The sequence below is a fragment of the Streptomyces sp. NPDC088354 genome, assembly GCF_044753585.1.
Taxonomy (GTDB): domain Bacteria; phylum Actinomycetota; class Actinomycetes; order Streptomycetales; family Streptomycetaceae; genus Actinacidiphila.
On record NZ_JBIVNJ010000007.1, the window covers coordinates 68,351 to 88,934 of the forward strand.

12 protein-coding genes and 1 pseudogene are annotated in these 20,584 nt (G+C 72.9%); 8 read left to right on the top strand and 5 right to left on the bottom strand.

Annotation, left to right across the window (positions count from 1 at the left end; translation table 11 throughout):
• Positions 1 to 188: 188 nt before the first annotated feature.
• Positions 189 to 1,190, bottom strand: a complete 1,002-nt coding sequence (locus tag ACIP98_RS13575; protein ID WP_401975735.1) for a hypothetical protein — start codon at positions 1,188 to 1,190, stop codon at positions 189 to 191.
• A 470-nt stretch (positions 1,191 to 1,660) separates the two neighbouring features.
• Between ACIP98_RS13575 and ACIP98_RS13580 the strand changes: the two genes are divergently transcribed.
• Positions 1,661 to 2,263, top strand: a complete 603-nt coding sequence (locus ACIP98_RS13580) for a hypothetical protein (protein WP_401975738.1) — start codon at positions 1,661 to 1,663, stop codon at positions 2,261 to 2,263.
• A gap of 149 nt (positions 2,264 to 2,412) precedes the next feature.
• Here the strand turns inward: ACIP98_RS13580 and ACIP98_RS13585 are convergent, their stop codons facing one another.
• Positions 2,413 to 3,951, bottom strand: coding sequence for a carboxylesterase/lipase family protein (locus ACIP98_RS13585; RefSeq protein ID WP_401975740.1), 1,539 nt, complete (start codon positions 3,949 to 3,951; stop codon positions 2,413 to 2,415).
• A 483-nt stretch (positions 3,952 to 4,434) separates the two neighbouring features.
• On the opposite strand from ACIP98_RS13585, the pseudogene ACIP98_RS13590 reads away from it, so the two are divergent.
• Positions 4,435 to 5,291 (top strand): annotated as a pseudogene (locus ACIP98_RS13590) (MIP/aquaporin family protein).
• A 102-nt stretch (positions 5,292 to 5,393) separates the two neighbouring features.
• Here ACIP98_RS13590 and ACIP98_RS13595 read toward each other — a convergent pair.
• Positions 5,394 to 5,927: a DUF4232 domain-containing protein gene (locus ACIP98_RS13595; RefSeq protein WP_319657749.1), complete on the bottom strand. Its 534-nt coding sequence runs from the start codon at positions 5,925 to 5,927 to the stop codon at positions 5,394 to 5,396.
• 29 nt (positions 5,928 to 5,956) lie between these two features.
• The gene (locus ACIP98_RS13600) at positions 5,957 to 7,402 is read right to left on the bottom strand and encodes a hypothetical protein (RefSeq protein WP_401975742.1); all 1,446 of its coding nucleotides are present in this window, start codon (positions 7,400 to 7,402) and stop codon (positions 5,957 to 5,959) included.
• A gap of 140 nt (positions 7,403 to 7,542) precedes the next feature.
• Between ACIP98_RS13600 and ACIP98_RS13605 the strand changes: the two genes are divergently transcribed.
• Positions 7,543 to 8,004 carry a hypothetical protein gene (locus tag ACIP98_RS13605; RefSeq protein ID WP_319657747.1) on the top strand — a complete coding sequence of 154 codons (462 nt, stop codon included), beginning with the start codon at positions 7,543 to 7,545 and terminating at the stop codon, positions 8,002 to 8,004.
• Between the two features lie 325 nt (positions 8,005 to 8,329).
• Here the strand turns inward: ACIP98_RS13605 and ACIP98_RS13610 are convergent, their stop codons facing one another.
• On the bottom strand, positions 8,330 to 9,280 hold the full coding sequence (locus ACIP98_RS13610; RefSeq protein ID WP_319657746.1) for a hypothetical protein: 951 nt from the start codon (positions 9,278 to 9,280) through the stop codon (positions 8,330 to 8,332).
• A 479-nt stretch (positions 9,281 to 9,759) separates the two neighbouring features.
• Between ACIP98_RS13610 and rph the strand changes: the two genes are divergently transcribed.
• From rph to ACIP98_RS13635, 5 genes are all read left to right on the top strand, one after another.
• Complete coding sequence (rph, locus tag ACIP98_RS13615; RefSeq protein WP_401975744.1) at positions 9,760 to 12,393, top strand: rifamycin-inactivating phosphotransferase; 2,634 nt, start codon at positions 9,760 to 9,762, stop codon at positions 12,391 to 12,393.
• Positions 12,390 to 12,602, top strand: coding sequence for a dehydrogenase (locus ACIP98_RS13620; protein ID WP_319657744.1), 213 nt, complete (start codon positions 12,390 to 12,392; stop codon positions 12,600 to 12,602). Before rph ends, ACIP98_RS13620 begins: the two co-directional genes overlap by 4 nt.
• A gap of 207 nt (positions 12,603 to 12,809) precedes the next feature.
• Positions 12,810 to 15,695: an AAA family ATPase gene (locus tag ACIP98_RS13625; RefSeq protein ID WP_319657743.1), complete on the top strand. Its 2,886-nt coding sequence runs from the start codon at positions 12,810 to 12,812 to the stop codon at positions 15,693 to 15,695.
• A 502-nt stretch (positions 15,696 to 16,197) separates the two neighbouring features.
• Entirely contained in the window at positions 16,198 to 19,809 is a 3,612-nt protein-coding gene (locus ACIP98_RS13630; protein WP_401975747.1) for a S8 family peptidase, read from the top strand.
• A 77-nt stretch (positions 19,810 to 19,886) separates the two neighbouring features.
• Positions 19,887 to 20,450, top strand: a complete 564-nt coding sequence (locus tag ACIP98_RS13635) for a hypothetical protein (RefSeq protein WP_401975749.1) — start codon at positions 19,887 to 19,889, stop codon at positions 20,448 to 20,450.
• Positions 20,451 to 20,584: the final 134 nt, after the last annotated feature.

Consider the following 20,584-nt stretch of genomic DNA (forward strand, 5'->3'; position numbering starts at 1 on the left):
GCCGCACGCGGGCTCGCGGCCCGCGGCGCTCGCCGCACCATACCGATTGACCGAGCCCGGTTCCGTTGTGTGACACACCCGCTGGACACGTTGACCCGAACCCCCAACAGTGCTTCATTGCGCGGCAGTTGACGCGCCATCACGACGGGGTGGTCGGCGGAGGGGACGTGCTCCACGTCAGCCCCGCCCTACGTCGGCCCCTGCTCGTACCACCGGAGCACGCGCATGGCTCGCAGAGTGTTCCACCGGCTCGGCTCGCCCTCGCCGTCGTCCAGGGGGAAGTGCAGCTCGCCGCAGTGGGGGTTCTCCAGCGGCCAGCGGCCGTCCGCGTCGCGCTTGCACCGGACCAGGTCGATCGCCTCGGCCGGCCGGTCGTCGGGGGTGCCACCGGCCGCGCGCAGATGGTCGAGCCCGCGCAGCACGTCGTAGTGCCACAAGGCCGGGTGGGAGAACCGCGTCCAGGCCGACGGGCCGCCGGTCTTGCGGTCCCGGCCGACGGCCCGACCGGTCGACAGGCGCCGCAACAGCCGCCGCTCCAGGAGGTACTCCTGGCCGCGGAGCCGGGCGCCGGCCACACCGGGAACCGGTCCTGCCGCCCGCTCGTACTCCAGCAGCCCTTCCAGGACGTCGATCGTGGTGTGGAACGACCCCCGGGTGGAGCCGTTCTCCTGCTCGCAGTTCCACCCGCCGTCGGCCGTCTGCTCGCCGAGGAGCCGCTCGACGACCCGACTGACGTCCCTGCCGAAGTAGGCCCCGAGCGCCACGGTCCGGCCGTTGACGCACGGTTCCACCTCCCCGGAGAAGAACGGCTCGCCGTCGTGCTCCCACCGGACGCTCTCGTGCACCAGCCCTACGGCGTGGCGCGCCGCAGCGCTGTCCGGTTCGACGCCGAACGCCCGCAGCAGCACCAGGCTCCAGGTGGTGGAGGTCCATGCGGGGAAGAGCGTGCCCTGCCGTGCGGGTCCGAGCGTGTGCCACCACGTCTCCGCGGCGCCGGAGGTGAACGAGGGGACGCCGGAGGGCCATTGGCCGTGCGGTTGCTGGAGGGTCAGCAGCCGGGCACCCCAGCCCTCGTCGGCGACGCGGGCGCGTTCGGCCGCGATCTGCTCCGCGGGCGTGTCGGTGAGATCCCGCATCACCTGCCAGCGGATCGCCGGGTCGCTGTCCGGCAGCCAGTCGATGACGTCCACGCACCCGCACCTCCTCCGGGGCGGAGGCTGTCCCGCCAGGGCACCGTCAGGGGCGTGATCCGCCGGGAAACGGCACGGGGCGGGGCGTCATCAGGACGGGTCGTCCGTTCCGCGGACCGCGTCGGTCGGGTGCGGTGGGACAGGGCCGGGCGGGATGTGGACGGTCATGATCAAGGAGCAGGTCTCGTCGCCGGAGCCGCGGTAGGCGTGGGGAACGTCGCACACTGGCCGTGGTGGTTCCGCCGTGTCTCCCCCGTCGCGGCGGAACCACCCCCGGCGGGCCCCGGTCCGCCCCGGCACTGAGCCGCCGTCAGCGTCGGCTGTCACAGCTCGGGGTGCCGCTCGGTCGGTAGTCGGGATCCCTACGGCCGCACGAGGCGGGTTCCCTGTCACGAGCGCCGATCCTCCCCAGCCGGTTCGTCGCCCTCTTCGCCGAAGACCGGGGACCGAACCCCGGGAGAGGGACCTGCATGCTGATCACCGAAACCCGCATCCGGACCGACCGTCCGCACCTGTTCCTGGCGCGGTTCTGCCGGCGCCCCGGCCGGACGGGCGGCCGGCTTTCGCATCTGCTGCACGTGCTGCACGGCGGCGGAGCGGCACCCCGGGTTCACCGCGTCGAAGGTTCCGGTGCCCGCAGGACCGTCGACGTCGGCTCGGGCAGGTGCACCGTGCACGCCGGCCCCGGCGTACTGAACCTGCGGGCCGAGGCGGGCGACCGGGACGGGCTGGAGAGCGTCCAGCATTGGGCGGCCGAGCGCCTGCGGAAGCTCAGCAAGGGTGGTGCCCCGCACGTGACCTGGCATCCGGCAGGAACCGCCGATCGCTTCGGCGACGGTCCCGAGCCGTTGGAGGGAGCGGTGGTCCGTTCACGCCGCGGTCCGACGATCGGCGCCGCGGCCGTGGTGACGCTGGTGGTGGCGGGCCATGTCGGTCTTGGCATGGTCGTGCTGGAAGCCGGTCCGTGGAAGCACTGGGTCATCGGCTCCGTCCTGGCGGCCGTTCTGCTCCGGGGCGCCCATGTCCTGCGACGTTCCGCCGGCGGTCGCCGGAAGGCCCGCGACACGCGGTGACGGCCGGCCCGTCCGGCGGGGCGGGTGGCCCGGGCGCGCGACCGGGCCGACGGTGTACCCGTAGGACCCGGCAGGTCTGCCGTCGGTGACCCCGCCCCGGGAAGTGGGGGGAGCCACAGGCGGCCGGGGACGGCCCGCGTCACCGTCCGCTACTGGCCGAGCAGTGGCAGCGCGGGGAAGGCGTGGTCGTGCCAGATGAGGCGGGAGGCCTCCTCCGGGTACGGGGTGACGGCCGACCGCGTGTCGAAGACCTGGACGAGGCGCTGGCCGGTGTCGTACGCGGGCCAGCCGGGGTCGCCGTGGGTGGCGAACGAGGTCCATGCGGTGCGCATCCGGGTGGACAGGGCCTCCGCCTCCGGGGAGGGCGTTTCACCGATCAGCACGGCGGGCCGGCCGCGGTCCAGGTTGCCGAAGACGAGGGGGACGTCCAGGCCGTGGCAGGCGCCGAAGACGCCCCCCATGCCGGGGGCGGGCCAGGCCAGCTCGTAGACGTGCACGCGGCCGCCGGCGGTGGTCTGGGCCTCGGCGAGGTGGAGCGACGGCATGCGGAACAGCCAGTCGGAGTGGACGAGTTCGTACAGCTCGTCCGGGCCCGCCGCAGGGTGGGCCGCACGATAGCGGCGGGCCCCGTCCGGGCCGGGTGCGAAGGCATGGAGGGCCTCCGCCGCCTGTTCCTCGCCCACCTCGCCGAGCAGGCCCTCGACGACGGTGAACAGCCGTTGCTCGTCGCGCGTGTGGCCGACGAGGAGTTCGACGCCGCGGCCGGCACCGTCCCTCAGCGCCTGCCACGGTGTGGCGGCCAGGACATCGCCGTCGACGACGGGGGAGAAGGGGATCGCCTTGAGCGCCGGCCGGCCCCACCGCTGCGCCCACCGCTCCATCGTGGCGCTGACCGTGTCACCGGCGCCGGACAGCTCGTGCGGGGCAACGGTGGACAGGTCTGCCACCGTGGGCCGCAGGCCCAGTTCGGCGGCGCAGGCGGCGGCGATGTCCGCGGCGAGCTCCGGTGCGAAGAACGTGCCGGGCACACTCTGGGCGACGGCCCGGTGGAAGAGCCCGGCCGCACGGTCCATCGCCAGCAGCGCGGCCACCGATCCGCCACCCGCCGACTCGCCGAAGACGGTGACCCGCGCCGGGTCCCCGCCGAAGGCCCGGATGTTGTCGCGCACCCACTCGAGAGCGGCGACCTGATCGAGCAGACCCCGGTTGTCAGGAGCACCCCCGATCCGGGCGAAACCCTCGATCCCCACGCGGTAGTTGAACGTCACCACGACGACGCCGCCGTCCCGCGCGAGCCGGCCCCCGTCGTACTCGGGAAGGCCGGACGCGCCGATGACGTAGGCACCGCCGTGGATCCACACCATCACCGGCAGGCCCGCGGCCGGGTCGGTCGCGGGCGTCCAGACGTTGACCGTCAGCCAGTCGCCGTCCGCCGTGTCCCGCGCCTGCGCGTCCATGCCGAAGTGGCCGCCCTGCGGGGGCGGCGGCCCGTACGAGACGGCCTCCCGCACCCCGGTCCAGCCCCGCACCGGCCGCGGCGCGCCGAAGCGCAGCGCGCCCACCGGGGGCTCGGCGAAAGGAATGCCACGGAACACCGCCGTCCCGGCCTCGCGGCTGCCGCGCAGCCTTCCCGCCGCGGCCCGCACTTCGGGCCGGGACCCGGACGACTGGGATTCGGCGCTGGTCATGACCATTTCCTCTCAGGCGCGCGAAGGGGGTCCGCCGCGGCCGCGGGCCCTGCGGATCATCCATCGCCGCTCGCCGTCGCGCCAGCGATTTACCCGGCGCCGACCGCCGCGGACATCCGGGTGAAGGTCGTCCCCCGCCGGGCGAGGCGGACGCCTTCTGGGCCGCGACGACCCGGCCGGCCCAGCAACACGTCGCCAAGCACCTGTTCGAGGCGGGGCTCCAGCAACGCGGCGACGTCGAACGGGACCTGCCCGACCGGGTGACGCGGTTCCAGTACCGCCCCGGCTCCGACAGGACGTAGCCGGTTGCCCCGCGGTGGCCGCCGCGGACAGGAGCCGGCCGCCCGACACCGACCCCGTCGGGCGCGACGTGGGCGTCCCTGAGGAGCCATGATGGCCGTTGACATCCCGCCCCTGGTGAGCCCTTCCCGGCTCAGGCGCCGAGGGGGGCTCCTCGGCGAGTGCCTCGCGGAGTTCCTGGGGATGTTCGTGCTCGTCTCCTTCGGATGCGGTGTGGCCGCCATGGCGGTCGCCGCGCTGCCGGGTTCCGGCCGCACCGCGGGAGCCACCATGAGCTTCGTCGGCGCCGGGGACTGGGTCATGCCCGTGCTGGGCTGGGGGCTGGCCGTCACCTTCGGCATCTACGTGGCCGGCGGCGTCAGCGGCGCGCACCTCAATCCGGCGGTCACGCTCGCCTTCGCGGTGCGCCGCCGGTTCCCCTGGCGCAAGGTCGTCCGTACGTGGTCGCGCAGGTGGTCGGCGCGTTCGTGGGGGCGGTGCTGGTGTACGTCGTCTACCACGACGCCATCGCGGCCCTGGACCAGGCGACGAAGGGGCCGAAGACGAACGGGCACACCCTGGCCACCTTCTCGATCTTCGGTACCTTCCCGGCGCAGTACTTCCACGGTGGCGTGTGGGGCCCGCTCGTGGACCAGACCGTCGGCGCGGCGTTCATGCTCATGCTGCTGATGGCGGTCATCGACCTGCGCAACCCGGCGGTGCGGGCCGGTCTGGGGCCCGTGGTGATCGGTCTCGCGGTCGCCGCCATCGGCCTGTCGTACGGCGCGAACGCCGGCTACGCCATCAACCCCGCCCGTGATTTCGGCCCCCGCCTGTTCGCCTGGGCGGCGGGCTGGCAGGACCTCGCGCTGCCGGGCACCCTGGCCGGTTCCTTCCACGGCTACTTCTGGATCCCCATCGTCGGACCCCTGGTCGGTGGCGTGATCGGGGTCCTGGTCTACGACCTCCTCATCGGTGACGTCCTGCACATCCGCACGCGCATGTCCAAGCCGCCGGAGATCGGCTGTACCCGCCCCGTGGCGACCGCCGCCGAGGAGTGACGGCGGCGTGAGGGCGGCCGACGAGGCGCCCGGGCGCCGGAGCCGGTCTGCCGGCCCGGCGCCCGGCACGCGTCCTCGCGTCCTACCGGCCGCGCGGCCCGGTCACAGGAACTGCTCGCCCTGGCCCAGACCGATCCCCGTCGTCCAGGAAGTGATCGTCACACCGCCCAGGCTCACGTCGGTCTCCCCGGGAACGTAGAAGTTCGTGGCGAGCGAGCTGTGGTCCGGCATCGACAGCTTGAAGGTGGTGACCTGGAGCGTGTGCTCCGGCAGGTCCGGAGCACTGAAGCGAACGCTCGCGTGCAGCGGGGAGTCCGCGCGCAGCACCAGCCGGCCGCCGCGTCCGCGGATGTACACGGGAATGGCAGCGGTCTGACCGGGGGGCCCGCTCAGCGACACCTGGGGGGTGTCGCTCAGCGTGCAGGCGATGCCGTCGTGCGCCAGCAGCGTCACGTCGAAGGCACGACGGCTGAGGTCCGCGGTGTAGCCGCCGAAGTAGAAGGAGACGTCGCTGGTGCGGCAGGGGCGTGGCGCCGTGCCGGTGGCCCTGGCGCTCGCGATGCCGGGGGCGGTCGTGGCCAGCACGGCCGCCGCGATCGTGGCCACGCCGGCGGCCATCAGGGTTGTTCTGCGCATGGGTTGTTCCTCGGGGTGGGAGAGGGGTGTCAGAAAGCGGCGAGGCCGTGCGGCATGCCCAGACCGGTCGGGCCGTCCCAGCCCTTGCCCGCGGAGCAGACCGACGTGCTGAGCCCGGGGTAGTCGGCGCACAGGTGGTACGTCTCGTTGTTCCCGGCGGTGATGTCGGTGAAGGCGGCGGCCGGGGCACGGTAGAGGGTCCGGGGTCCGTCGACCGGGGCCAGGTGGCCCGCCCGGACGAACAGGCCCGCGATGTACGGCGCCGAGGCACTGGTCCCGCCGGCGATCACCCAGTTGTAGGGCTCGCCGGTGCTGGGCGCGTACGTGTCGTAGACCGCGACGCCCGTGGCGGCGTCGGCGTCCGCCGACACGTCGGCGGCGGCACGGTGCCCGCCGCACGCCCCGGTCACCGAGGACGGCTGCCCATGGGCGGCGGGGAAGCGGGTCTCGCACCCGCTGCCACCGCTCCACCAGGCGGTCGCGGGGCCGGTGGCCGGCAGGGTGACCCCGCCGACGCTGATCACCGAGGGCAGGTCGGACGGCCAGGACTGGTGGATGCCGCCGTTGAAGCCGGAGTCCCCGGTCGAGGCGGTGATCGCCACCCCCTTGTGGCGGAGGGCGGCCAGCAGGCCACCGCTGGTGTTCGTCACGTCCGCGGAGTACCCGTAGCTGATGCTGACCGCCGAAGCGTGGTGGGCCACCGCGGTGTTGACCGCCCGCGCGAAGTCACCGGTGGAGACGTCGTTGTCGTCCTCGGCGTCCTGCCACGGCACCGAGATCTCCATCAGCCGGCAGGACGGGCAGGCCGCGGAGGCCATGTCGAGGTCGAGCGAGGTCTCCAGCGACACCTCCTCCTCCACGAAGGCCCCGTGGGGATCCTTCTTCGGGTCCCGCGGGGCCGGCTGCGCGCCGCCGGTGTAGTCCAGAAGCCGCAGGCAGCCGGACGCCGTCGTGCAGGGCGGCAGGTGGTATGTCCGCCGGTAGGCGGCCAAGTCCTCCTCCAGCGCGGGGTCGACGCCGGCGTTGACGACGGCGATGATCCCCTTGCCGGTCGATGTGCCGGGCAGTCGGTACGCCTTGTCCAGGTCGGCGGGACCGTATCCGGCGGGCAGCGCGGACCGCAGCGGCGAGCTGCTGCCCTTGTGATCCGTGACTACCTCGCTGTGGCACCGCGGGCAGACCGAGCGCACGCCGTGCGAGTCCAGCAGCCGTCCGCTGCTCACCGCCTTGCGCAGAGCGGCCACGGTCTCACCGGTGTCGGCGCGGGCGTTCGATGGCGTGTCCGCGGCGCCCGCCGTGGCCGCGGCGGTCGGCGCCGGGGACGCCGACGACGCCGGGTGGGCGGCGAGACCGGGGTGCAGGGCCGCGGCGGTGAGCGCCGCGCCCGCCGCGACCGCCACCGAGATCTTGGCTATGCGGCTCGACATCTTCGCGGTCATGCGCGCGATGCGGCCTCGCGCTGTGAATCTGTTCACGCGTTCATGAGTCCTCTCCGGTCGGGAAGCGGGCCGATCGGCCCGGCGCGACGCAGCGGACGCGCCGTGAGCACGTCCTGTCGTCGCGGTTGAGATGCACCTGGAGAGGCGGAAGTTCACGGTGGGAGCGAGAACTTCGGGTGATCGCCGACGCGACCGCCGAGGCGACCGCCGACGCGGGCGGGCGTCCGGTGGGGAGGACGCGGAACGGGAACTGCGATCGCGCGGGATGCGTCGGTAGGGGGATGAGGGAGCGGGGTGAACCCACCGGTGCCGTCGGCTGTTGTGTGGCGGCGGTCAGTGCGTGTGTCGGGCTCGGCGTGTGGCTGCAGGGTGCCCGCCCCGGTCTTCAGGGGGGTTTCGAGGACCGCCGGGACTGGAGCCTGCTGTATGTGGAGCTGCCGTCCATGCTTCTCGGGGTGCCGGCGATCACGCTGGCGGTCTGTGCGGTGGCGAGTGGTGTGCTCCGCCGCCGGGCGGCGGCACGCGCGCGGACGGCGTTGGCGGGCGGGGCGGCCGCGGTCGTGCTCGCCGGACTGACGTGGGCGTGCCGTGTGTGGTTGGACCTCCGGGTCGACGATTTCCTCCAGGGCGACAGGTGATCGCCTCGCCTGCCACCGTGCGTCGCCGCTGTCGGTGACGGGTTGTCAGTGCGGGCCGGGTCGTCCCGGCCGGCGTCACGCCGTCTCGGCGTACCGCTGCCCCGCGTACGCCCGAGCACCGCCAGGACCGCGTTCGCGCCGCCCGGCACTCGGTCAGGCCGGACCCGGGCGCGGGCCCGGTGTGCGTCGGCCGGTCGGCTGGGCCGGGTGTATGGATGCGAAGCGGGCAAGAACCTTTGCCTGACGTCGGGGCGATCGTGCGGGCATGGATCGGGGCGGCTCCGGCGGGCAGCCGCCGAACCCTTCGGGCGGTACCCGCGACGTGTCAGTACCCGCGGTCGTAGATCGCCCGCAGCCACGGTTCCCGGACGACGGGCGTGCGCGCGAGAGTGCGCCGGAACGCGGTGAGTGACGGCCGGAACGGACCGTTCGGGTGCGGTGGGAGCGGATCGTCCCGCTCCACGCCCTCGGGCAGGCCGCCGACCACCGGCAGCCGCGTTCGATGGGCAGGGAAGGCCAACTCGGCCCAGAGCGCGGCCTCCACGGGCACGCCCACCGCGCCGCCGCCCGGCTGCCACACCTCTCCGGTCTGCGGATGGACCGGTACCAGCACCAGTCCGGCGGTCGTCTGGCCCAGCCCCGGCCCTGCCAGGTCCAGCCGCTTCGCATCCTTCCCTGAGGGCAGCAGCGTGGTGAGGGCCCGGCCGAGGAGTTCGGCGATCGGCCCGGGCGTCACCTCGACGGGCCCGCCTCCGGAGCTCACCACCACATGCGCGAGGGCCGCGCCGGCGGGGATGTCCAGGTACGCACTCAGCCGGTGCCGCAGCACACCGTCGGCGGGCAGTTCCGCCCAGTCCATGACGGGCCGCTCCGGCGGCCCGGGCAACTCCGCCACGGCCTGCGGGAGGAGCCGGACCATCTGCCACGCCCCGCAGTCGTCGATCCGCGATCCGACCGGCGCCGCGCAGTCCAGGCAGGCGAGGTTCGGCCCGTCGCCGCCGTTGATCCCCAAGCAGTAGCCCCCGGTCCGGCCCGCGATCAGTCCGGTGCCGCGCAGGTCGCCGGGCGCGAGCAGGACGGTGCCGGACGGTCCCTCGGACAGGGAGCCCGGCGGCACGAAGAACCCTTGCGCCGCGACCGCCTGCGGTCCGGCCTCCTCCCAGGGCCGCCACGGAGGCCCGTACGGCACGGGGTCGACGGCGTACGTCCCCGTCTCCAGGAGCGGAGGGTGCAGCGATTCCCAGTGGGCGTCGCGCAGATGGATCGGCAGTGCCACTCGCGACACCGCCGCCGTCAGCACCGCGCCGCAGCGCGCACACCCGAACACCGCCAAGCCGTCCCCTCCCGCCCTCTGAGCCCCGGCATCCCACCAGGCCCGCGCCGGGGCGGCAAGGGGATGTCGGGGGGACACCGCACCCCGCAGCGCAGCTCACCGGGCCGCGGACGCCCGGATACCCGCTTCGCGAGCGGCTGTTCAGTGCCGTGGGACGGAAAAGGAAAAGGCAAGGAGCGCTCTCTCCTTGCCACTCTCAACTTATAGCGCACGGGGGGCCTTGCCGCAAGGCCCGGGTCAGGGCGCACAATCGTCGGCCGATGCCGCATTCGGCGGAGACGAGGACACGACGGGGGACGCGGGACGACCAGGGACGAGGACGTGCTCGGCAAGAGGTTCGACGGAGTGACGGAGTGGGAGGCGCCGGCGATGCGACCGGTCACCGCGGTGCGGCGGAGCACGGCTGCCTCGGAGGGATCGCAGTGATTGAGCAGTACGTATGGGATCTTCAAGAGGTCGACGAGACGCAGGTCGCGCTCGTCGGCGGCAAGGGCGCGCACCTGGGTGGGCTGTCGCGGATCGAGGGCATCAGCGTGCCGGCCGGCTTCTGCGTGACGACGGACGCCTTCCGGCGGATCATGGCGGAGGCGCCGTCGATCGAGGATCGGCTCGATCAGCTGGCGCGCTCGCACCCGGACGACCGGGAGGCGATCCGCGCGCTCAGCGCGCGGATTCGCCGGGACATCGAAGAGACCGCCATCCCGGGTGATCTCGCGGCGGCGATCACCCGTGCCCTCGCGCGGCTCGGCGAGCAGGCCGCCTGGGCCGTACGCTCCAGCGCGACGGCGGAGGACCTGCCGACGGCCTCCTTCGCCGGTCAGCAGGACACGTACCTGAACGTCGTCGGGCCGGCGGCGGTCCTCCGGCACGTCAGCCGGTGCTGGGCCTCGCTGTTCACCGAGCGGGCCGTGATCTACCGCCGGCGGAACGGCATCGACCACCGTGCGGTCCACATGGCCGTGGTCGTGCAGCGGATGGTCGTCCCGCACGCGTCCGGCATCCTGTTCACGGCCGACCCCGTCACGGGCAACCGGAAGGTCGCCACCGTGGACGCGGGCTTCGGCCTCGGTGAGGCCCTGGTCTCCGGCCTGGTGAACCCGGATGTCCACACGGTGCGGGACGGCCAAGTCGTCACCAGGGCGATCGCCGCCAAGCGGCGTGCCGTTCAGGCCCTTCCCGCGGGCGGTACGCAGGAAGTGGCGATCGACGCGTGGCGGCAGCAGCAACCGGCGCTGACGGATGAGCAGGTGGTACGGCTCGTGCAGCTCGGGCGCCGGATCGAAGCCCACTTCGGCCGCCCTCAGGACATCGAATGGTGCCTGGACGACGAGGGGTTCCGGATCGTCCAGAGCCGGCCCATCACGACGCTCTTCCCTGTTCCCGAGGCGGACGACGAGGAGAACCACGTCTACGTCTCCGTCGGTCATCAGCAGATGATGACCGACCCCATGAAGCCCCTGGGGCTGTCCATGTGGCAGCTGACGGCCATGGCGCCGATGCACGCGGCCGGCGGGAGGCTCTTCGTCGACGCCACCCGGCGCCTGGCCTCGCCCGCGAGCCGCGCCGCCCTCCTGGACATCATGGGGAAGGGCGATCCGCTGGTCAGGGACGCCCTGGAGACCGTCCTCGACCGTGACGACTTCGTGCCGTCCCTCCCGGACGCGGGTCCCGGCGGGCCCCCGTTCGGTGCTGCCGCCGCCCCGATCGAGACCGATCCGGCCATCGTCACCGAGCTGATCGAGCGCAGCGAGGTATCCGTCGCCGCCCTGGAGCGCGACATCCGGGCGAAGACCGGCCCGGCGCTGTTCGACTTCCTGCTGGAGGCCTTCGAGGAGCACAAGCGGGCGCTCGGCGATCCCCTGAACATGCAGGTGATCATGGCGGGGATGGAGGCCACCTGGTGGCTCAACGACAAGCTGCGGGAGTGGCTGGGCGAGAAGAACGCGGCTGACACGCTCACGCTCTCCGCCCCCGACAACATCACGTCGGAGATGGGACTGGCGCTGCTCGACGTCGCGGACGTGATCCGCCCCCTGCCGGAGGTGGTGGCGTTCCTCCAGGGCGTCCAGGGCGTCCAGGGCGTCCAGGGCGTCCACGACATCGAGGACCATGCATTCCTGGACGAACTGCCGAAGCTCGCGGGCGGGACCGAAGCGCGCGACGCCATCGAGACCTATCTCGACCGGTACGGCATGCGCTGCGTCGGCGAGATCGACATCACGCGGCCACGTTGGCGCGAGCGGCCCGCCACGCTCGTGCCCGTGATCCTCGACAACGTCAGGAACTTCGAGCCGGGCGCCGCCCGGCGGCGCTTCGAGGAAGGGCGCCGGAAGGCGCGGCAGAAGGAACAGGACGTGCTGTCACGCCTGCGGGCGCTGCCGGACGGGGACCGGAAGGCCGACGAGACCCAGCGGATGATCGACCGGGTGAGAACCTTCATCGGGTACCGGGAGTACCCGAAGTACGGCATCGTCAGCCGCTACTTCGTGTACAAGCGGGCCCTGCTGGGAGAGGCCGAGCGCCTTGTGCGGGCCGGTGTGCTCGCCGAGAAGGAGGACATCCACTACCTCACGTTCCAGGAACTCCACGAGGTCGTGCGCACGCACCAGGTGGACGGCCGGCTCATCCGGCAGCGCAAGGACGCGTTCCGGTCGTACCAGGCGCTCACACCGCCCCGCGTGCTCACCTCGGACGGCGAGGCCCTCACCGGGGCGTACCGGCGCGACGACGTGCCGGCCGGCGCCCTGGCCGGCGTGCCGGTCTCCGCCGGGACCGTCGAGGGACGGGCCCGCGTCGTCCTCGACATCGGGGACGCCGATCTCGAGGCGGGCGACATCCTGGTCACGGCCTTCACGGACCCCAGCTGGTCGCCGCTGTTCGTCGCCGTCGCGGGCCTGGTGACGGAAGTCGGCGGCGTGATGACCCACGGCGCGGTGATCGCCCGGGAGTACGGCCTGCCGGCCGTCGTGGGCGTGGCGGGAGCCACCCGGCTGATCCGGGACGGGCAGCGGATCCGTGTGCACGGGACCGACGGGTTCGTGGAGATCCTGTCGTGACCGACAGCGCAGGAAAGGGACCCGTCTGTCCCCGGTGCGGCGGTCGGCTGGTGGCCGGTGCGATGGCGCTCTGCCACCGCGAGGAGGACGACCGGCGCATCTGCCGGATCGTCTGGGGCTGCGCGAACCGGCATGTCTGGTGGAAGTGGGCGGACCGGCCGTCCGCCCCGCTGGAGCCCTGCCCCTACCCGGACCTGATGGACGGCTGACGCACAGGCCCTTCGGTCGGACCGCCCCCGGAGGCGGTCCGACCGAAGGTCCCGACCGAGCACTTGCCGGGTCAAATATCTGGCCCGAACCGCTTCCCACGTGATCGTTCACGGCTAAAGTCGGCGCAGGCGCAGGCTGGTCGACCGAGGGGACGGGTGTGGGTGGGACGGGCCAACAGCGGTGGCGGTCCGCTCCCGACGCTTTCCGTGCCGCGGTTCGTCGGGCGCGACCGTGAGGTCGGCGCGCTCGGCGCGGCACTCGCGCAACCGCCCGCCGTGGTCCTGATCGACGGTGAGGCGGGCATCGGCAAGACCCGGCTGGTACGGGAGATGCTGGCGTCCCAGGCCGAGCGAGGGCGTCGTGCCCTGGTCGGTGCCTGCCCGGAGCTGCGCGTGCCGTACACGCTCGGCGCGGTCGTGGACGCGGTGCGCGACGGCGTCGGCGGCGTGTCCGGGCTGCGCCTGAGCGGCCTGGGCGGCGCGCTGCGGCCGCTGTTCCCCGAGTGGGCCGCCGACCTGCCTCCGGCACCGGAACCGCTGGAGGACCCGACCGCCGCCCGGCACCGTTTGTTCCGCGCCTTCGTGGAGGTGCTCAGCCGGCTGGGGGTGGCCGTGCTGGTGCTCGAGGACGTGCACTGGGCGGACGAAGCCACCCTGGAGTTCCTGCTGTTCCTGGTCTCGCGCCGGCCCCAGCCGGTGAGCGTGGTCGTCACGTACCGGCGTGAGGAGGTGGCGCCCGGCTCCCTGCTGCTGCGGCTCACCTCCCGGCCACCCGCCGACGCGCGCCTGGTCAGGATGACCCTGCAACCGCTGGACGTCCGCGAGACCGCCGAAGTCATCTCTTCGATGCTCGCCGGCGAGCACGTGTCGACCGAGTTCGCCGCCTTCCTGCACGCACGCACGGAGGGTGTGCCGCTGGCGGTGGAGGAGTCGGTGCGGCTGCTGCACGACCGCGCCGACCTGATCCGGCAGGACGGGGGGTGGGCGCGCCGCCGGCTGGACCGCATCGAGGTACCCCCCACGATCCGCGACGCCATGCTGGAACGCGTCGGGCGCCTGCGGCCCGACACCCGTGCGGTCCTGTACGCGGTCTCCGTGCTCTCCGGGCCGGCCGACTACCCGACGCTGCGGGCGGTGACCGGGCTGCCCGAGGACCGGTTCACCGCGCAGGCGGCCGAGGCCATGGGGTCCGGCCTGCTGCGCGAGGCCGGGCCGGGGCAGTGGTCGTTCCGTCATTCCCTGGCGTGCCACGCCGTGTACGAGACCATCCCGGCCCAGGAACTCCGTGCCATGCATCTGCGCGCCGGCCGGGCGCTGGAGAAATGGCCGCTCCCGCCGGTGGCACAGTTGGCACGGCACTTCCGGCTGGCCGGCGAGGCCGGTGCGGCGTGCCGGTGGACCGAGCGGGCGGCCGACCTGTCCACGCAGTCCGGCGACGTGGCCACCTCGGCACTGCTGCTCCACAGCCTGGTCACCAGCGTCACTCTGCCGGTGGAACCGCTGGTGGCGATGGTGACGAAGATCCAGTTCCAGTCGCTGCCCGGCTCCGACCCTCATTCGAAGATCATCGAGTTGTTGCGCTCGGCCCTGCGCACCCAGGCCCTGACGCCGGGACAGCAGGCCCTGGTCCGCTTCCAGATCGGCCGGGTGCTCATGGTGGGAGGAGAGATCGAGGCGGGCCGGACCGAGTTGCTGAGAGCCGTGCCCCACCTGACGCCGGACTCGCTGGAAGGGGCGCGGGCCCGCATCCTCCTCGCCCTCCCCCTCGGGAACGCGCGGCCGGTCTCGGAACACTTGCGCTGGCTGCACGAGGCACCCGAGATGGCGCCGTCGATCGCGCCCCACGACCGCATGCGCCTCTCGGTGGAGCGGGCCTTCGCGCTGCTCATGCTCGGTGAGGAAGCCGGGTGGGAGGCGGCCCGGCGGATCCCGGACGACGTCGCCAGCTCGCGTGAGGCCGCGATGGTCGCGGTCGGGCACACGAACGTCGGCGAGGAGGCGATGCGCTGGGGACGGTACGAGGAGGCCAGGTCACGACTGGCCAAGGCCTCGGCGCTCGCCGAGCGCCACGAGTTCCTGGAGTACCTCGCCAGCATCGCCTCGTCCCGGGCCCATCTCGACTGGTTCACCGGTGCCTGGACGGGACTCGCCGAACGGGCGGCGCGCCTGGTCGACGACGACGAGGGGGTGCGGTTGAAGGACCGGTGCGAGGCCGCCCTCGTGGCGGGCCTGATCCAGGGCGCCGCCGGGGACCGCGGAGCGGCGGAGGAACGTCTGCGGTTCGCCGGACGCGACGACCAGCAGCGGATCGAGGCCACGACCGCGCTGGCACAGATGCGTCTGCGTGACGGAGATGCCGCCGAGGCGATCCGGCTCACCGACGAGGTGGCCGAGATCGCCCTCGGCAGTGGGATCTGGACCAGGGCCGTCGAGTTCGCCCCGGTACGGGTGGCGGCCCTGGTCGCCGCGGATCGCCTCGGCGACGCCGCGGACCTGGTGAGCGGCTTCGAAAGGGCCTTGGGCGGCAAGGACGCCCCGGCACCGCAGGCTTCCCTGGTGCTGTGCCGCGCCCTCCTGGCCGAAGCCGACGGCCGGCTCGCCGAGGCCGCCTCGCTGTTCGCCCGGGCGGCCGACGCCTGGCAGGCACTGCCGCGCCCCTACGACGCGCTGCTCGCGCGGGAGCGCCACGCCCGCTGCCTGTTCGCCGAAGGCCGGGACGAGGCCGGGCTGACGGTGCTGTCCGGCGTCGCGCGGGCGCTGTCGGAGCTCGGCGCCCGCAACGACGCCGACCGGGTCACGGCGTTCCTGGACGAGCGGGGTGGAGGGGACGCCCGCGAGACGCGCGGCCGCGGACGGCCCGGCTACGGCAACCGGCTCTCCCCGCGCGAGCTGGAGGTCGCCCGCCTGCTGCTCGACGGCCGGACGAACCGTCAGATCGCCGACGTGCTCGTGGTGTCGACGCAGACCGTGGCCAGCCAGCTGAGGTCGGCCATGCGCAAACTGCGGGTGACGTCGCGGACCGGACTCGCGCTCAGGGTCGTTGAACTGGGACTCGTCGGAGAGCAGGGGAGAACGCCGCCGGGCGACGAGTGAATTCACCGCCGTCGCCGTGGACGAAAGAAAGACACGCGAGCGAACGGCGAGTTAATTCCCGCATCTGACCAATCGAGCCGCGGCGGGGCCCGGTTGCACACTCGTGCCCATGTTGCCCGCAGAACCGCTGACACCCGAACCGGCAGACGGCCCGGCCGTTTCAGCACACCGTGCGAAGGACGAACCGGTACCGGCAGTACCGCAGGCCGACCCGGCTCACGCCCCGACCACCGAGGACGCGGGTGACGCCGCTGTTGCCGGCGAGTACGAACCGCTCTAGCGCGGGGGCCCAGGGTCGGACCGCGATCGCCGAAGGCGCGAGGCCCAACCCGATCCGGTCCGCCGGTGAGGGGCGCGGTCCTCGTGCGCACCGGAAGCCCGATCGCCGGCGGCCCGCACGTCTCCACGCCGAACCTCCCCCCGATACACCGTCATTCAGCTCACAGGAGGCCCATAGATGAGGCGCAGCGCAAGGAAGCGTCTGAGCAGACGCCTTGGCGCGGTGACCGTCGGTCTGACCGTCTTCGGCATGGTCGTGTCGACCACCGCGACCCACGCGGCCGAGCCGGCCCGGCAGACGCCGTCCACCGGTGTCGTACAGCCGAAGGGCCGTACGGTGACCGCCGACGGCGACCTGGCGCGGATCGTCTCCGCGTCCGGTGGGACCGTGCAGGTGACGCTGATCACCGGCGACAAGGTACGCGTCGGCGTCGACGACAAGGGCACGCCGGTCGTCCGCGACATCGTCGGCGCGACGCGGCCCGACGGACCGCCGGTCGTGTTCCACACCCTCACCCGCCAGGGCAAGGTGTACGTCGTACCGGACGACGCCCTCGCGCTGGTCGGCAAGGGACTGCTCGACTGGGGCCTCTTCGACCTGAGCCAGCTGGTGACGCTCGTCGCGGCGGGCAGGGCCGACGCGGTGCCGGTGCTCGTGACGTACACCGGCACGGCCGGGGCGGACAGGTCGCGGAAGGTCGCCGGGGCGTCGGGCGGCAGGTCGCTGCCGAGCATCAACGGCCGCTCGCTGAACATCGCCGACAACGGACAGTGGTGGCAGAGCGTACAGGGCAAGACGGACTCGACGTCCGCCGCCCGGTCCGCCGGTTCCCTGGCGGGGGTCAAGAAGGTCTGGCTCAACGGCCTGGCACATGTCGACCTGGAGCAGTCCGTACCGCAGATCGGCGCTCCCGTCGCGTGGGAACGCGGGTACGACGGCACTGGCGTGACCGTGGCGGTGCTGGACACCGGCATCGACGCCACCCACCCGGACGTGTCCGGCAGCATCGTCGGGCAGGTCGACTTCACCGGCAGTCCCACGGGCGCCAAGGACGGGCACGGACACGGCACCCACGTGGCGTCCACGGTCCTCGGCAGCGGCGCCGCGTCCAAGGGGCTGCGCAAGGGTGTCGCCCCCGGCGCCAAGCTCCTGGTCGGCAAGGTCTGCGACGACAACGGGCAGTGCCCGGACGACGGGATCATCGCGGCCATGGACTGGGCCGCCCACTCGGGCGCCAAGGTCGTCAACATGAGTCTGGGCGGCGATCCCACCGACGGCACCGACCCGATGAGCCAGGCGCTCAACGAGCTCAGCCGCAGCACCGGCACGCTGTTCGTGGTCGCGGCCGGCAACTCCGGTTTCGTCCACCAGAAGGTGGTCGCGCCGGGTTCCGCCGACGACGCCCTGACCGTGGCGGCCGTCGACAAGAGCGACGCGATGGCCGACTTCTCCAACCGCGGGCCGCGGATCGGGGACGGCGCCGCCAAGCCCGACATCGCGGCTCCGGGCGTCGACATCGTGGCGGCGCGCGCCGCCGGTACCACCATGGGCACGCCGGTGGACCAGTACTACACCACGGCCAGCGGGACCTCGATGGCCACGCCCCACGTGGCCGGCGCCGCGGCGATCGTCGCCCAGCAGCACCCGGAGCTGACCGGTCAGCAGATCAAGGCGCTGCTGATGGACACGGCCGCCGACCTGGGACACGACATGTACGCCCAGGGCAGGGGCCGGGTGGACCTCGCGACCGCGACCAACCCGCGGATCGTCCCGAAGGGAAACCTGAACTTCGACCGGCTGGCCTACCCGCACGCGCCGGTGACAAAGAAGATCACGTACACCAACCGCGGTGACGAGGCGGCCACGTTGCATCTGACGATGCCGGTCTCCTTCGCCGACGGCAGGCCGGCCGCGGCGGGGCTGTTCACCCTCAGCACCGACAAGGTGGTCGTCCCCGCGGGCGGGTCCGCCGAGGTGTCGGTGACGCTCGACGGCAGGGTGCTCGGCACCGACGGGGCCTACGGCGGCTACAACGGGCTGCTGAGCGCCCGTGACGACTCCGGCGCGATACGGCTGAGTTCGGGGATCCACACCTTCGTCGAGGCGCAGAAGTTCCCGCTGACCCTGAACGTCGTCCCCCCGGTGGGTGCCACCGACGTCCGGTACGGCACGGCCGCGTTCATGCCGGTCGACGACCAGGTGCACCTGCACGCGGGCCAGGTCTTCGAAGTCGGCGCGGACACCATGACCGAGCAGCTCTTCCGCGGCAGCTACGCGGTGCAGATGCCGGTCAGCTGGCGGAACGCGGCCGGCCAGTGGCAGCAGGCCCAACCGGTCGCACCGGAGGTGAGCCTCACCAAGGCGACCACGGTCACGCTGGACCTGCGCAAGGCCGAGCCGCTGAGCGTGCGGTATCCGGAGGCCACCGAAACGTACAACGCGACCGACTTCGCCAACCGGGTCTCGGCGACCGGGGCGTGGACGATGGGCACGGCGCTCTCGGCCGAGTACAGGGCCGCCGAACCGAACTGGTGGGTGCTGCCCACCGGCAAGGTGAGCGAGGGCACCTTCACCCACGACTTCTACAGCGTGCGCACGACTCCCGTCGTCACCCTGCGGACCACCGGCGGCGGTGCCTCCTCCACCCTGTCCGCCCGCTATGCGACCCCGGACGCCGCGCTCACCGAGACGCAGATGTGGCTGCACGACGACGGGGACCCGAGCTTCCGCGAAGCCGCGATCCCGGTTCCCCGGCTGCCGGTCAAGGGCCACCTGCCGGTGGTCGACGCGGGCACCGGGACCGCCGCCGAACTCGCGAAGGCCGATGTCCGGGGCAAGCTCGTACTCCTGACACCGACCGACCTCTGCCAGGGCACCTGCGACTTCCCGAGGCTCCGGGACGAGCGGGTGGCGGCCGCGGCCGCCGCGGGTGCCGTCGGTGTGCTGGTCGCGGCACCGGACCTCACCTCGCTGGGCCGTCCCTCGGACCTCGACCAGTGCGCGGACGGGCCGCAGAGCTGCCCGGAGATCCAGCCGTACGCCGCGCTGCCGATCGTGAGCGTGCCCTACGCCGAGGCCGAGGGCCTGATCAAGCGGCTCAAGACCCGGTCGCATGTCGGGATCCGTCTCGGCGGCAGCGTCGTGCCCAGGGCGTACGCCGCCACCTACCACGACGACGGGCAGATCCGGCCGAACGCCTACCGGGTCGGGAAGCACGACCTCGACCGGGTCGACCTGTACTTCCACGCGGCACGTCCCGGCGAGGTCCACCAGCTGAGCTGGATGCAGCAGTTCCCGGCCACGTCCGCCACGTCGCAGGTGGGCCTGCCGCACCCGTCCACGCGGCAGACCCTGACCACCTTCGTCAGGCGGCAGGACAACGCGATCAGCCGCTTCACCGCCTCCTGGGCGGAGCACGGAGCGGACTCCTTCCTGGCCCACAACCGGACCGAGGTCAACGACCTGGTCCTCACCGGCAGGGACGCGATCCACTGGAACGCGGGGCCGGCCGTACCGGGCGCGGCTCAGCAGGTGCGGACCGCGTCCGGCTTCACGGTCAAGGCCGGACCGTGCTCGGGATGCCGGCAGGGCGACACCTTCTACCCCACCGTGTACCTGACGGGCAGCGGCGGTGGCCGCCAGGGGCTGATCGGCATCGTCGACGACGAGCTCATCTCGCACGACTTCGCCGATGTCCCGGCGTGCGGCCCGGTCGCCTCGCCCACCCTGCCGAACCTCGACTCCACCTGCGACTTCAGGTTGCTGAACGCGTCCGGTGACGAGATCGGGCGTCGCACGGAGCACCTCGCCGACCAGAGCTACACGAGCCAGTGACGGCACGCGAACCCGCTAAGGAGACCAACACGATGAACACCCGTGTGCCATCGGCGCGGCGCCGCGGAGGGGCCCTCATGGTGCTCGCAGCCGCAGTGATGCTGGCGCTCTCCGGCTGCAAGGGCGGAGACCTCGTCTCCTACGACCTGCCGGCGAAGTCGGCCCGGTACACGTTCGAGACGCAGACCAACGACGTCAAGACCGTGTGGCAGTACACCTCCGCCAAGCCGGCCAAGGGCGACGCCCCCGAGCTGAGCCCCTGCATGGGCGACCTGGCCGGCAGCAACACGGCGGCCTGCCGTCCGGAGCCGCTGATCTTCCTGCGCTACGACTTCGGTCTCGCCCTGGACAACACCGTCAGGGCGGGGGAGACCCACGAGGTCACCGTCGTCGGCTACTACCAGGAAAGCCTCGCGGCCCTTCCCAAGGTGACGTCCCTGAAGGCGGAGACCACGTTCGACGGGGGCAGGACCTGGCACCCGGCGACCACCAGGGCCACGGCGAAGAACACCTTCACCACGACGATCGAGAACCCGCGGCGGGAGCAGGCCGCCAAGGGCGTCGGACTGAGGATCAGCGCGACCGACAGCCAGGGCAACACCGTCCGGCAGACCATCCCCACGGTGTACACGCTGCGGTGACGATGCCGCCGTCGTGAACGGCGGACCGAGCGGACGGCCGGCGGCCGGGGCGAGACCCGACTCTCGCCCCGGCCGCACCGCGTGCCGGCCCCCTTGCCGGCGGCAGCCCCTGGCGACCGGTGCGGCGATCCACG